The organism is Azospirillum sp. VT-I1 (genome assembly GCF_055698305.1).
Genome location: NZ_CP168804.1, coordinates 355289 through 370087 on the forward strand (window position 1 = coordinate 355289; position 14799 = coordinate 370087).

Here is a 14799-nt window from a genome sequence, read left to right on the forward strand (position 1 = left end):
GTCAACCGGCATGCCGGGCGACGAACTGCCGGCTGCGCTCGTGGCGGGGCGAGGTGAAGAAGCTGCGTGCCGGCACATCCTCCACCACCTCACCGTGCACCATGAAGACCACGCGGTCGGCGAAATCGCGGGCGATGGCCATCTCGTGCGTGGCGATGAGCATGGTGTAGCCCTGCTCCGCCAGACTGCGGATGGTGGCGACCACCTCCTGCGACAGTTCGGGATCGAGCGCGCTGGTCGGTTCGTCGAACAGCATGACGCTGGGGGCCAGCGCCAGGGTGCGGGCGATGGCGACGCGCTGCTGCTGTCCGCCCGACAGTTCGGACGGGTAGCGGTCGGCCTTGTCGGGCAGGCCGACCTTGGCGAGCAGGTCGCGGGCGAGCGCCTCCGCCTCCGCCTTCGGCGTGCGCAGCACATGGACCGGCCCGCTCATGACGTTCTGCAGGACCGTCATGTGGCGGAACAGGTTGAAGCTCTGGAACACCATGCCGATGGAGCGGCGCTGGGCGCTGATCTCGCGATCGGACAGCTCGTGCAGGGTGTCGCCGACCTCGCGGTAGCCGATGAGCTTGCCGTGCACATAGATGCGGCCGGAGCTGATCGTCTCCAGATGATTGATGCAGCGCAGCAGGGTGGATTTTCCGGCTCCCGATGGACCGAGGAGGGTGACCACCTCCCCCGGCGCGATGGAGACGGAGACGTTCTTCAGAATCTCGACCGGTCCGTAGGATTTCGAGACGGAGTCGAGAACCACGGCCGCGGCGTTGGGGGAGGTGTCCATGTCGACCTCTGGGGGCTACCGCTGGGGGAAGGTCTTTTCGAGTGTGGTCTGGATGGCGGTGGCGAAGGCCGTCATCACCAGATACCAGAATGCGGCGACCGCCAGCAGTTCGATGACCATGAAGTTGGACGAGTAGATGTCGGTGGTGATGCGCAGCAGCTCCAGGAAGCCGATGGCGGACGCGAGCGACGTCGATTTCAGCAGCATGATGTACTGGTTGCCGCCGGCCGGAATGATGATGCGGGCCGCCTGCGGGATGACGACGTGGCGCAGCACCTGGGCTTCGGTCATGCCGATGGCGCGGGCGGCGGCGCGCTGACCCTTGTCCACCGCCAGGATGCCGGCGCGGATGATCTCGGCCATATAGGCACCTTCGGCAAGACCGAGCCCGGCGAGTGCCGCGACGAACGGCGTCACCACCGTGGTGGTCGGCGCGTCGAGCAGGACGATGTCGGTGAAGGGCACCGTCAGGTAGAGGCGCTGGAACATGGTGGGCAGCGCGTTGAACCAGAACAGCAGCTGGATCAGCATCGGCGTGCCGCGGAAGAAATAGACGTAGGTCGCCGACAGGCCGGCCAGGATGGGGTTGCCGCTGACCCGCATCAGAGCGACGACGAGTCCGATCACGCTGGCCAGCGCCAGCGCCAGGGTTCCGAGAATGAGGGCGTTGCGGGCGCCGATGAGCACCTGTTCGCTGGTGAGGTAGGTGAGGAACACCTCCAGGTTCATGATCTTCGCACGGATCGCCGCGACGAGGAGCATGCCCGTCACCAGAAGGACGATGGCGCTGAGGAGCCAGGCTCCCCAGCGCACGCGGTGCTTCACGCGGACGGCCCGTGGTTCGGCCATTGCGCAGCTGGCGGCCACGGTCATTTCCTCTTGCTGGCGGGCAGGTTGACGGTGATCTCCGGCAGGGCGGCGCCCTCCATCTCCCACTTGGACAGGATGGTCCGATAGGTGCCGTCGGTCAGCATGCTTTGCGCGGCCTTCTGCACGGCTTCCGTCAGCGGCGAGGTCTTCTGGAAGCCCCAGGAGGTGATGTATGGGGTCAGGATATGGTTGCCGCCGGCGATGGCATATTTGCCCGGCACCTGCGCCTTCATGTAGACGAGCGCCGGGAAATCGCCGAGATAGCCGTCGACCCGCCCAAGATCGAGCTGCATACGGGCATCGGGTGCGGCGGGCAGTTGGTTGGCGGCGATCGGCGGCTTGCCGCCGGCGACGCAGGTCTCGGACGCCTTCTCCACCGCCGCCATGATGACGTGGCTGCCCAGCAGGGTGGCCACCGACCGTCCGCAGAAGTCCGCGAGGCTCCTCAGCTTGTCCGCGTCGGCGGCGCGAACCAGGATGCTGCCTCCCGACATGAGGTAATTGACGAAGTCGACCTTTTGCTCGCGCTCCTCGGTGTCGCTGATGCCGCCCGAGGCGACGTCGAAGCGGCCGGCTTCCAGGCCGGGGATCAGTGCGGCGTATTCGCCATGCACGAAGGTGATGGTGAGGCCGAGGCGCTTGCCCACCTCGTTCAGCAGATCGACGCTGACGCCCGTCGGCTCGGTTTTGCCGTCCTGGCGGAATTCGACAGGCGGGAAGGTCTGCTGCGACCCGACGCGCAGGGTACCGGCGTCGCGGATCGGCTTCGGCACGAGGGCCGCGGCCTCGCCGACGATCTGGGCATGGGCAGGGGCGTGCAGCGACATCGAGAACAGGCAGGCGGCCATCGCCGCCATCGAAGCCGGCATGGCCCGACTGGAGTTGGCCGAAGGGGACAGACGCATCGCAATTTCTCCTCTGTTCCTGTCATTCTTTGTTTGGTGTCATTCATCCGCGGCGATGGCGCCCATCCGCCGGACCGCATTCTGCGGCGGCCCTTCGGCGGACGGGCGCGTTTCATCAGCGCGTCTCTGCCGAGCGGCCCGGAACGGCGGACGGGTTCGGACGGTCGGCGCGCGGGCAGGCTGCCGCCTCTTCGTACATCGCCAGCACGGAGCGGACATACTCGTCCGGGAAGCCCCAGTGCTTCATGCCTTCGGGGATATGGTTCCAGTAGAAATTGGGCGGACGCATCGCCGAACCCGGCGCCGACATGCGGTAGGTCCAGCAGTCGTAGATCTTGCCGTCGTCGCCGCGGACGCTGACGAAGCAGCGTTCGAAGTCGTCATAATCCTCTTCGAAATGATGGTCCGGGTGTTCGACGACGATGCCCAGAACGTTGTTGCCCCAAGCCCGGCCGGTGTTGGACAGATGGCACCATCCGCGATCCGCACGGCCTGCTGCCGCGTGGAACTCCAGCTTGTGGTTCGCGACGTAGCCCTTGGTGACTACCTTCGCCTCCGGGAAATACCGGTGCAATTCCGGCGGATTCAGCCACGTGCAGTACCCGAAATAGTACATCTCAAACCCCCATTGTGGACTTTGCGGTTCTGCAGGACAGCTGAATGCGCCCTGCCGAACATATACGAGATCATATACGAGAAAATATATGCTAGCAACCGGGAATCTGGCGATGCGGATGAACACGCTGTTTATTGCTCAGGCTGACCAAATTTTGCTTCCACGAGAGGGTTTTGAGCATGTCAGCGAAGCTCGGGTGAACCGGGTGGAGATGTTCGACGCCGTCGATTGGACCAGAGGCAGCCGGCCATGGACGGTGAAGAGCCAGCGTCCAAGCACCTGACCCCTATTGGCGAGTGTGAATTTGTTTGGGGATTCTGACGCCGATTCAAATAGGTTGGGAAATCCCGAACGGGACACGGCCCCTTCAGTCCGACAAAGCCGGGGCGGTTCATTGTCGAGTGCCCCGTTATGTTGGGACAGCAGCACCGGACTATGAATGCCGGTTCGCGCGGCACGAAGGGCAGGCGCATGAGGTGCCGACAGTGGAGGGCTCGCTGCCTGACCGATGGGAAGGCGCGGTCGCCGGCATCGTCCCGTTCGCCGCATCCATACCCGGAAATCGGCTTGCAGATGCTCTTGGCCTGTATTGCACCTTTCCCGGCGTTGCCCGCCGGCCTGAAATGCACACCAAAGGAAAGGGCGCCCTTTCGGGCGCCCTTTCCTTTTACCGCGATGCTTTGTCGCCGGATCAACCGAGGTTGATGTCGGAGAGCGAGAGCACCGTGCCGTTGTAGACGCCGAGCAGGCGCACCTCGGTGGCGGCCACCTGGCCGTCGCCGTTGGTGTCGACCACCTGGTACAGGCCCGAGTTCGTGCCGTTGTTGGCCAGAACCAGCGTGCTCGCACCAGCCGACGAATTCGTCAGCGTACCCAGAGCCGTGCGGAAGTTGGCGAGGTTGGCATCCGTCAGGCTGCCGCTGACCGCCGAGGACAGGCTGACCAGTTCGTTGGTCATGCTCACCCCGTTGGTCGCCGCGGTCGCCGTGGTCAGCGAAGCGTCGCCATTCCGGTCCGCCGTGGTCCGGGCCACATCCGTCAGCTGCACCTTGTCGGTGCCGCTCTGGAAGTTCGACACCGAGATGAAGCCGGTGTTCGCACCCAGCGCCGCGATGTCGCTGAAGGACGAGTACACCACCGTATCGGTGCCGCTGCCCGACGCCAGGCTGATGCTGTCGCCAGTACCACCCTGGAAGCGGATCGACCCGCTGGTCACCGTGATCGCATCGGTGCCGAGGCCGCCAACCAGCGTCTCGATGCCCGAGACCGACATGGTCACGCCGGTGTTGCCGGTGGTGATCACGTCGTTGCCCGTGCCGCCGACCAGCGTCTCGATGCCGCGCAGCAGAACCGTCGAGCCGCCGTCGCCGAGGCTGACCACATCCGTGGCCGCACCGCCGACGATGATCTCGATCCCGCTCTCCGCACGCATGGTCACGCCGGTGTCACCCAGCAGGACCAGGTCGCTGCCCGCACCACCGATCATGGTGTCGATGCCGCGGGTGATGACGGTGTTGCCCGACGCACCCAGGGTCACGACGTCCGAACCGGCGCCGCCGACCAGGAACTCCACGCCCGAGGCCAGCATCGTCACGCCGGCCGAGCCGGTGAAGACGATGTCGGTGCTCGCACCGCCGGTCAGGGTGTCGATGCCCGACACGGTGATGGTGTTCGGCGTGTCGCCCAGCGTGATCACGTCGGTGCCGGCCGCGCCGATCAGGGTCTCGACCGCGCGGGTCAGCAGCGTGCTGCCCGACGTGGAGAGGCTGACGACGTCGGTGGCCGCACCACCGATCAGCAGTTCGATGCCCGTGCCCAGCGCCATGGTGACGCCGGTGTCGCCCAGGAACACCCAGTCGGTGCCCGCACCGCCCGACAGCGTATCGATGCCGCGGGTGATGACGGTGTTGCCCGAGGAGCCCAGGGTGACCACGTCGGTGCCCGTGCCGCCGACCAGGAACTCGATGCCCGAAGCGGTCATCGTCACGCCGGCCGAGCCGGTGAAGACGATGTCGGTGCTCGCACCGCCGGTCAGGGTGTCGATGCCGGTGACGGTGACCGTGTTCACCGTGTCGCCGAGCGTGATCACGTCGGTGCCGGTCGAACCGATCAGGGTCTCGATCGCACGGGTCAGCAGGGTGGCGCCCGAAGTGCTGATGCTCAGCACGTCGGTGGCCGTGCCGCCGACCAGAACCTCGATGCCGGTGCCCAGCGTCATCGTGTTGCCGGTGTCACCCAGGAACACGACGTCGGTGCCCACATCGCCGATCAGCGTCTCGATGCCGCGGATCGTGGTGGTGTTGCCGGCCGAACCCAGGGTCAGGACGTCGGTGCCGGTGTTGCCGATCACGAAGTCCGCGCCCGAGACGGTCAGGGTCGCACCCGCCGAACCGGTGAAGATCACCTCAAGGCCCGTGCCGCCGATCAGCGTCTCGATGCCGAGAGCCAGCAGCGTGCCGCCGACAGTGCCGATGGTGACGATGTCGGTGCCCGTGCCGCCGACCAGCGTCTCGATGCCCGACACCACCAGCGTGTTGCCGGCCGTGCCGAGAGTGACGATGTCCGAAGCCGAACCGCCGGTCAGCGTCTCGATCCCGCTGACGAGCAGCGAGTTCGCGGTGTTGCCCAGCGTGACGACGTCGGTGCCGCCCTGACCCGTCAGCGTCTCGATGCCGCGCAGCAGCACCGTGTTGCCGGCCGTGCCCAGCGTGACAACGTCGGTGCCGGTGCCGCCGATCAGGATGTCGATCGCCGAAACCAGGGCCGTCGTGCCGCCCGAACCCAGGAACACCAGTTCCGAACCCGAACCGCCGGTGATCGTCTCCAGAGCATTGGCCAGGAAGGTCGAGCCGACCGTGCCGATGGTGATGACGTCCGTACCAGCACCGCCCGTCACCGTCTCCAGCGCCGAAACCAGCATGGTCGTGCCGGTCGTGCCGATGGTGATGACGTCCGTCCCAGCGCCGCCCGCCAGCGTCTCCAGCGCCGAAACCAGCATGGTCGTGCCGGTGTCGCCGATGGTGATGATGTCGGTGCCGCCCTGACCCGTCAGCGTCTCAAGGCCGCGCAGGATCACCGTGTTACCGGCCGTGCCCAGCGTGACGATGTCGATCCGGGTGTTTGCCGTCTCGATGTTCGATCCGCCGACCAGCGTCTCGATGCCGGAAACCAGCATGGTGCTGCCGGTCAGGCCGATGAACAGGATGTCGGTGCCGGCGCCGCCGGTCAGTGTCTCCAGGCCGGTCGCCAGCAACGTGCCGCCGGTTGAGCCCAGCGTGACGAGGTCTGTGCCGGTGCCGCCGGTCAGGGTTTCGAGCAGCGACACCAGCATGGTCGAACCGCCCGTATCCAGCCGGACGACGTCGGTGCCGGTCTGACCGGTCAGCGTCTCGATGCCCGTCAGCAGGATGGTGTTGCCGAGAACCGAGCCCAGTGTGACGATGTCGGTGCTCTGACCGCCGGTGAGCGTCTCGAGCGCCGATACGACGGTGGTGTTGCCGCCGCCGCCCAGCGTGACGATGTCGGAACCCGTGCCGCCGATGATCGTCTCGAACAGGCGGACCTCGGCGGTGTTGCCGGTGTCGCCCAGCGTCAGCATGTCGGTGCCGGCGGCGCCGATCAGCGTCTCTATGCCGCGCAGCAGCAGCGTGTTGCCGGCCGTGCCGAAGGTCACCACGTCGGTGCCGGCACCGCCGACCAGGATGTCGATGCCCGACACCGAGACCGTGTTGCCGGCCGTGCCCAGGAACACAAGTTCCGAGCCCGTGCCGCCGACGATGGTCTCAAGCCCCGAAACCAGCAGCGAGCCGCCGGAGGAGCCCAGGGTGACGACGTCGGTTCCCGTGCCGCCGGTCAGCGTCTCCAGGCCGGAGATCAGCAGGCTGTTGCCCGCCGTCCCCAGCGTAATCACGTCGGTGCCCGTGCCTCCGGACAGAGTTTCCAGCGCCGAGACCAGCATGGTGGTGCCGGTGTCGCCGATGGTGACGGTATCGGTGCCGACATCACCGGTCAGCGTTTCCAACCCGCGCAGAAGGATGGTGGTGCCGGCGGTGGACAGGGTGACGATGTCGATGGCGCTGTTGGCCGTGGCGATGTCCAGCCCGCCGACCAGGATCTCGATTCCCGACACCAGCAGCGTACTGCCGCCGAGCCCGATGAAGACGCTGTCGCTGCCCGCTCCCCCGGTAAGCGTTTCCAGATCCGAGGCCAGCAACGTGCCGCCCGCCGAGCCCAGCGTGACGATGTCTGTGCCGGTGCCGCCCAGCGCTGTTTCGATTGCCGACACGAGGAGAGTGCTGCCGGCAGTCCCCAGCACGGTCAGATCGGTTCCGGCCCCGCCGACGATAGTCTCCAAAGCCTCGGCGACGATCGTGACACCGCCCGTTGCCAGGGTGACGACGTCGGTGCGCGCCGAACCGGTCAGCGTTTCAATGCCGCTGATCAGCACCGTGGCGCCCGTGGTGCCCAGCGTCACCCTGTCCGTACCGGTGCTTCCGCTCAGCGTTTCCAGCCGGTCCGCCAGGATGGTGTTGCCGGCGCCGCCCAGCAGGATCACGTCGGTACCGGTATCCCCGGTCACCGTTTCGAACAGAGACAGCGTCGTGGTGTTGCCGGCGATGCCGAGGGTGACGACGTCGCTGGCTGCCGACCCGATCAGGGTCTCCACCCCCTGCACCTGAAGAGTGCCGCCCGCGGTTCCAAGCGTGATGACGTCGGCCGACGACGAACCGATGATGGTCTTGTACCGCTCAGCAAGGGTCAGGGTTTCGCCCCCGTTGCCTACGAACAGGATGTCGGTCGGCCCGATGCTGACCAGAGTTTCGACGCCGGTGAGTTGAAGCGTCTGGCCGAGCGAGACGATGGTTTCGATGCCGGCGACGGTCAGGGTGGCTCCCGCCGAACCGATCATGACGACGTCGGTCCCCGAACCGCCGATCAATGTCTCGATGCCGAAGACCTGAAGCGTGTTGCCGGCCGTGCCCAGGAACACAAGTTCCGAACCCGTGCCGCCGATGATCGTCTCAAGAGCACTGGCCAGCAGGGTCGCGCCGGCCGCGCCGATGGTGACCACGTCGGTGCCGCCCAGGCCCGACAGGGTTTCCAGAGCCGAAACCAGCAGGGTGTTGCCAACCGTGCCCAGCGTGACGGCGTCGGTGGCGGCACCACCGGTCAGCGTCTCCATGCCCGAGGCCAGGACGGTGTTGCCCGAGGAACCCAGGAACACCAGGTCGGAACCCGTGCCGCCGATGATCGTCTCCAGCGAGCTGGCGACCAGCGAGTTGCCGGCCGTACCCAGCGTGATGACGTCGGTCGAAGCACCGCCGACCACTGTATCGATTAGCGAGACCTCCAGTGTGCTGCCCGACGAGGCCAGCGCGACGACATCGTTGCCGGCGGTTCCAGTCAGCGTCTCGAGAGACGAGACGAAGGTGGTGTTGCCACCCGTGCCCAGCGTGACGACATCGGTGCCTGCACCGCCGGTCAGGGTTTCCAGCGCCGCGGCAAACAGCGTCACCCCCTGGTCGCCCAGCGTGACGATGTCTGTGCCGGTGCCGCCCAGCAGTGTTTCGATTGCCGACACGAGGAGGGTGCTGCCGGCCGTCCCCAGCACGGTCAGATCGGTTCCGGCACCGCCGACGATGGTCTCCAAAGCCTCGGCGACGATCGTGACACCGCCCGCTGCCAGGGTGACGACGTCAGTGCCCGCCGAACCGGTCAGCGTTTCAATGCCGCTGATCAGCACCGTGGCGCCCGTGGTGCCCAGCGTCACCCTGTCCGTACCGGTGCTTCCGCTCAGCGTTTCCAGCCGGTCCGCCAGGATGGTGTTGCCCGCGCCGCCCAGCAGGATCACGTCGGTGCCGGCATCCCCGGTCACCGTTTCGAACAGAGACAGAGTGGTGGTGTTGCCGGCGGTGCCGAGGGTGACGACGTCGGTGCCCACGCCGCCGATCAATGTCTCGATACCGAAGACCTGAAGCGTGTTGCCGGCCGTGCCCAGGAACACAAGTTCCGAACCCGTGCCGCCGATGATCGTCTCCAGCGAGCTGACGACCAGCGAATTGCCGGCCGTACCCAGCGTGATGACGTCGGTCGAAGCACCGCCGACCACTGTATCGATTAGCGAGACCTCCAGTGTGCTGCCCGACGAGGCCAGCGCGACGACATCGTTGCCGGCGGTTCCAGTCAGCGTCTCGAGAGACGAGACGAAGGTGGTGTTGCCACCCGTGCCCAGCGTGACGACATCGGTGCCTGCACCGCCGGTCAGGGTTTCCAGCGCCGCGGCAAACAGCGTCACCCCCTGGTCGCCCAGCGTGACGATGTCTGTGCCGGTGCCGCCCAGCAGTGTTTCGATTGCCGACACGAGGAGGGTGCTGCCGGCCGTCCCCAGCACGGTCAGATCGGTTCCGGCACCGCCGACGATGGTCTCCAAAGCCTCGGCGACGATCGTGACACCGCCCGCTGCCAGGGTGACGACGTCAGTGCCCGCCGAACCGGTCAGCGTTTCAATGCCGCTGATCAGCACCGTGGCGCCCGTGGTGCCCAGCGTCACCCTGTCCGTACCGGTGCTTCCGCTCAGCGTTTCCAGCCGGTCCGCCAGGATGGTGTTGCCCGCGCCGCCCAGCAGGATCACGTCGGTGCCGGCATCCCCGGTCACCGTTTCGAACAGAGACAGAGTGGTGGTGTTGCCGGCGGTGCCGAGGGTGACGACGTCGCTGGCCGCCGACCCGATCAGGGTCTCCATCCCCTGCACCTGAAGAGTGCCGCCCGCGGTTCCAAGCGTGATGACGTCGGCCGACGACGAACCGATGATGGTCCTGTACTGCTCCGCAAGGGTCAGGGTTTCGCCCCCGTTGCCTACGAACAGGATGTCGGTCGGCCCGATGCTGACCAGAGTTTCGACGCCGGTGAGTTGAAGCGTCTGGCTGAGCGAGACGATGGTTTCGATGCCGGCGACGGTCAGGGTGGCTCCCGCCGAACCGACGATGATGACATCGGTCCCCGAACCGCCGATCAGCGTTTCGATCGAATCGACCAGCAGGGTGTTGCCTGCCGTCCCCAGCGTCACGACGTCGGTGCCCACGCCGCCGATCAATGTCTCGATGCCGAAGACCTGAAGCGTGTTGCCGGCCGTGCCGAAGGTGACGACGTCGGTTCCGCCGCCGCCGGTCAGTGTTTCGACACCGCCCACCGCCAGCGTGTTGCCGGTCGTCGCCAGCGTGATGACGTCGGTTCCCGATCCGCCGGTGAGCGTTTCGATGCCGCCGACGGCCAGCGTGTTGCCGGCGGTCATCAGCGTGACCACGTCGGTTCCGCCGCCGCCGGTCAGCGTCCAGATGCCATCGACCAGCAGCGTGTTGCCGCCTGACCCGAATGTGACGATGTCGTCGGCGCCGTTCCCGATCAGCGTTTCGATTCCGCCGATGACCAGCGTGTTGCCGCCGGTGTCGAGCGTGACGACATCGGTGCCGGCACCGCCGGTCAGCGTCTCGATGCGGGCAACCCGCATCGTGTTGCCGCCCGAGTGCAAGGTCACGACGTCGGTTCCGCTGCCGCCGGTCAGCGTCCACAGCCCACCGATCAGCAGGGTGTTGCCGGTCGTGCTGAAGGTGATGATATCGGTGCCGCCGCTGCCGATCAGCGTTTCGATGCCGCTGACGAGCAGCGTGTTGCCGCCGGTGTCGAGGGTGATGATATCCGTGCCGCTGCCGCCGGCCAGCGTTTCCAGACTGGATAGAAGAAGCGTCGATCCGGCATCGTCCAGCAGAACGTTATCGCTGCCCACCCCGCCGATCAGCGTTTCGATCCGGCCGATATGGAGCGTGGCGCCGGCCGACCTCATCGTCACGACGTCGGTTCCTGCGCCTCCCAGCAAGCTCTCGATCCGCCAGACGCTGATCGTGTTGCCGACTGTGCTGAGGTTGACGAGATCGTTCCCCGAACTGCCGATCAGTGTTTCAATGTCGGTCGCGAATATCGTGCTGCCGCCGGTGCCGGTCGTCACCACGTCGATGCCGATGCCGCCGATGAGGGTTTCCAGCAGCCTCGTGAACAGCGTATTGCCGGCGGTTCCCAGGAGCATCACATCGGTTCCGGATGAGCCGACAATAGAGTCCAAGCCGCTGACCTGCAGTGTGGTGCCGCCGGTTTGCAGGGAGATGCTGTCGGTACTGCTGCCGCCGACCAGCGTCTCGATACCCTCGATCAGCAGGGTGTTGCCGCTCGAATGGAGGGTGATGATATCGGTCCCCGCATTGCCGGTCAGCGTCTCCAGCCTCCACACCAGCATCGTATTGCCGGTCGTCGCCAGGGATATGCTGTCCACCCCCGAATTGCCGTACACCGTTTCGAGGGCGGACACCGAGACGGTTATGCCTGCGGCGGAAATGGTCACCACATCGGTGCCCATGCCGCCGATCAGCGTTTCGATCCTGTTGGTGTTCAGTGTCGTGCCCGCCGTCCCAAGGATCACGACGTCGGTGCCGGTACCGCCGAACAACGATTCGATCGCCGAAATCCCGGTTGTGCCGCCACCATCCATAAGGGTTGCAACGTCGGTTCCGGCACCGCCGATCAGGGTTTCGACATCGCGCACCCTGAATGTGTTCCCGGTCGTGCCCAGAATGACGACGTCGCTGCCGCTGCCGCCCATGATGGATTCGAACAACGTGACCGAGATCGTGTTGCCGGAATCGCTCAGGGCGACGAGATCGATGTTGTTGCCGCCCCTCAGCGTCTCGATGTTGCCCACCAGGATCGAGTTGCCGCCGGACCGCAAGGTCACGACATCGTCGCCGCTTCCACCGATCAGCGTTTCAATGGTGCCGACGGTCAGCGTTGTGCTTGTCGTTCCAAGGATCAGGACATCTGTGCCGGTGCCGCCGATCACCGTTTCGATCGAAGAAATCTGAACGGTGATGCCCGTGTCCAGAAGGGTCAGAACGTCGGTTACATTGCCGCCGATCAGCGTTTCGACATCCCGCGCCCTTATGCTGTTGCCGGTCGAGCCCAGGATGACGACGTCTGTGCCGCTGCCGCCCAGGATGCTTTCGAGCAACGTCGCCGAGATCGTGCCGCCGCCATTGTCCAGGGCGACAAGATCGCTGCCGGAACCGCCTATGATCGTCTCGGCATTGGTTACCAGGATCGAATTGCCGCCCGGCTGCAAGGTCACGACATCTGTGCCGCTGCCCCCCAGCAGCGTTTCCACGAGACTGGCTCTGATCGTGCTGCCGGACGTGTTCAGGGTGACGACGTCCTTGCCGCTGCCGCCCAGCAGCGTCTCGAGCCCCTCGATCAGCAGCGTATTGCCGCCCGACCTCAGGGTTACGATATCGACGCCGAGGCCGCCTATCAGGGTCTCGATGCCGCCCACCGTGACCGTGTTGCCGGCGGAACCCAGGTAAACGACATCGGTGGCGGTGGCGTCTCCGACAACAGTATCGACCGAAGAGACGGAAACCGTTGCCCCTCCCTGAAGGTTGATCCAATCCGTAAAAGTCGTACCGAGGATGGTTTCGTAACTTCTTACGCTGAGCGTCAGGTTCGAATTTTGGGCTATCGAAACGACATCGTTCCCAGCGCCACCCACCAAGGACTCGATCTGGCTGATTGTGATCGTTATTCCCGTTATGCCGGGATCGATAATAATCAGATCGGTGCCGCTGGATCCAACAACTGTCTCGATACTGTCGACGAGCAGGGTATTTCCTGAACTATGAAGGCTAACGTAATCGGAGAATGCAGTTCCGATAAGGGTTTCGATATACGCGATCTGGAGAGAAGTGCCAGACGTATCGCTCAACGTGATGATGTCGGTGCCGGAATTTCCTATGATCGTGTCATATCCACCGAGGGTCAGGGTCGATCCATCAGTGTTTGTGATATTATACGGCCCCGGCATCGAATCTTCTCCACCTGATTTTTCAATCCCATATTTATGGGATGTGTCTTTAGTGTGTAAGTTTTTCAACCTGGTGTTTGACATCCAGGATGATGATCTTGTGTTCTCCTTGCATTTAAATAAAGGGGGGCTGTCTCTATATTGTCAATGCCATAAAATGTTTCATTCGCGTTCTAAATAAAAATCCGCGCAAGGCAAAGTGCGGCTCAATACATTGACCGCAATAAATAAATAATATTCCCAGTGCTTAAAGGTGAAGCTCAAGATTGATTTCAAATGACCGTCCGGAAATCATAGAAATTGAATGGGATTTTCCGCATCGTTGCGAACGCAACCGCGTCGGACACGTCTTCGGTCCGGGGGGCAACAGGATCCTGCCCCGGCATGTCATCGATATGGTCGAGGACGCAGCGATTGGCCGGTTCGCCGGCGTGGCGGACGAGGTTCGGCGGTTTGGCGGGTGCCGTCGCGTTCCCCGCAACCGGACGGTCGGACGCCGGGCCATCGCCCGGACTGGGGCGTCGGCCCGGCGCACCGACACACGCTTCCATGGTTACGCTTAATCACCCCGGCGGCCGGTCGAACCTCGACGGCGCATGGCGGCAGGGCATCTGCCGCGACATCCCCCACCCGGCTCGCAGCAGCCCCCCGGCCAGTTCCGAGCAGGATGCGCCGCCCACGAACGGGACCTCGATCCCGCACGGGACACCGCGCCACCAGGAGCCGCAGGCTGGCCCTGCCTCAGCGGTCCAGCAGTCGGTTCACCGCGGCGCGGCCGGGCAGGGAAGGGATGGCGCCGGGAGCGGTGGTGGTCAGCGCGCCGGCGGCGTTGGCGAAGCGGCAGAGTCCGTGCAGCCGCTCGGGCGTGAAGGCGGTGTCGACGTCCTCGAGAATGCCGGCCAGCAGGGCGGCGACGAAGGCGTCGCCGGCGCCGGTGGTGTCGACCGTGGTGACGGCCATCCCCGGCACATGGCCGGACGCATCGGCGGTCAGGAAGGTGCAGCCATCGCGGCCATGCGTCACCACCAGCAGACGCAGGTCGTCATGCCACAGGCTGCGGCCGACGCCGTCCGGGTCGGTGCTGCCGGTCAGGAATTCCAGCTCCTCGTCGCTGAGCTTGACGATGGAGGCGGCGGCGATTCCCCGGCGGATCAGCCCTTCCGCCGTGTCTCGGTCGGGCCAGAGGGCGAGGCGCAGGTTGGCGTCGAAGGACACCAGCCGGCCGTTGCGGCGCGCGGTCTCCACCGCCAGCAGGCTCGCCTCGCGCGCGGCCGGGTGGATCAGGCCGATGGAGCCGCAATGCAGCAGGCGGGCCGCCGCGACGGTGCCGAGATCCAGGTCGGCGGTGGAAAAGCCGGCCATCGGCTCGCCATAGAACAGGAACTCCCGCTCCCCCTCTTCATCGAGTGAGACGAAGGCGACGGGCGTCCTGGCATCGGGGACGAGTCGCAGGCGGGACACGTCGACGCCGGCATTGCTCAGCGCGCGTGCCAGGAAGCGGCCGAAGCCGTCCGCCGCCGTCCGGCCCATGAAGGCGCTGCGCACCCCCAGCCGGGCCAGACCGACCGCGACATTGGCCGGTGCACCGCCCGGCGCCGGGTCGAAGGCGCCGATCACCCCGGGCTGCGCCGGGCCGGCGGGCATGAAGTCGATCAGCACCTCTCCCAGGCACAGGACGTCGGGGGGATGCAACGCCGGGGGTGGCATATCGGTCATCGCTGGCATG

The 14799-nt window shown here is 65.5% G+C and carries 7 protein-coding genes; 1 reads left to right on the forward strand and 6 read right to left on the reverse strand.

The genetic code is table 11. The annotated features are described in order from the left end of the window. Window position 1: 1 nt before the first annotated feature. From AB8P05_RS23940 to AB8P05_RS23955, 4 genes are all read right to left on the reverse strand, one after another. Window positions 2-781 (reverse strand): amino acid ABC transporter ATP-binding protein, encoded by a 780-nt coding sequence (locus AB8P05_RS23940; RefSeq protein WP_472761166.1) that lies wholly within the window; start codon window positions 779-781, stop codon window positions 2-4. A 15-nt stretch (window positions 782-796) separates the two neighbouring features. Then, the gene (locus AB8P05_RS23945) at window positions 797-1648 is read right to left on the reverse strand and encodes an amino acid ABC transporter permease (RefSeq protein WP_472761167.1); all 852 of its coding nucleotides are present in this window, start codon (window positions 1646-1648) and stop codon (window positions 797-799) included. Between the two features lie 2 nt (window positions 1649-1650). Further along, the gene (locus AB8P05_RS23950; protein ID WP_472761168.1) at window positions 1651-2556 is read right to left on the reverse strand and encodes an ABC transporter substrate-binding protein; all 906 of its coding nucleotides are present in this window, start codon (window positions 2554-2556) and stop codon (window positions 1651-1653) included. Between the two features lie 115 nt (window positions 2557-2671). Continuing rightward, window positions 2672-3172, reverse strand: a complete 501-nt coding sequence (locus AB8P05_RS23955; protein ID WP_472761169.1) for a gamma-glutamylcyclotransferase family protein — start codon at window positions 3170-3172, stop codon at window positions 2672-2674. Between the two features lie 112 nt (window positions 3173-3284). Here AB8P05_RS23955 and AB8P05_RS23960 point away from each other — a divergent pair, with 112 nt between their 5' ends. After that, complete coding sequence (locus AB8P05_RS23960; protein ID WP_472761170.1) at window positions 3285-3455, forward strand: hypothetical protein; 171 nt, start codon at window positions 3285-3287, stop codon at window positions 3453-3455. 408 nt (window positions 3456-3863) lie between these two features. Here AB8P05_RS23960 and AB8P05_RS23965 read toward each other — a convergent pair whose 3' ends face one another. Together AB8P05_RS23965 and AB8P05_RS23970 are read right to left on the reverse strand one after the other, a co-directional pair. Beyond that, window positions 3864-13073, reverse strand: a complete 9210-nt coding sequence (locus AB8P05_RS23965) for a beta strand repeat-containing protein (protein WP_472761171.1) — start codon at window positions 13071-13073, stop codon at window positions 3864-3866. Window positions 13074-13814: 741 nt separating this feature from the next. Then, entirely contained in the window at window positions 13815-14789 is a 975-nt protein-coding gene (locus AB8P05_RS23970; RefSeq protein WP_472761172.1) for a carbohydrate kinase family protein, read from the reverse strand. Between the last annotated feature and the right edge of the window lie 10 nt (window positions 14790-14799).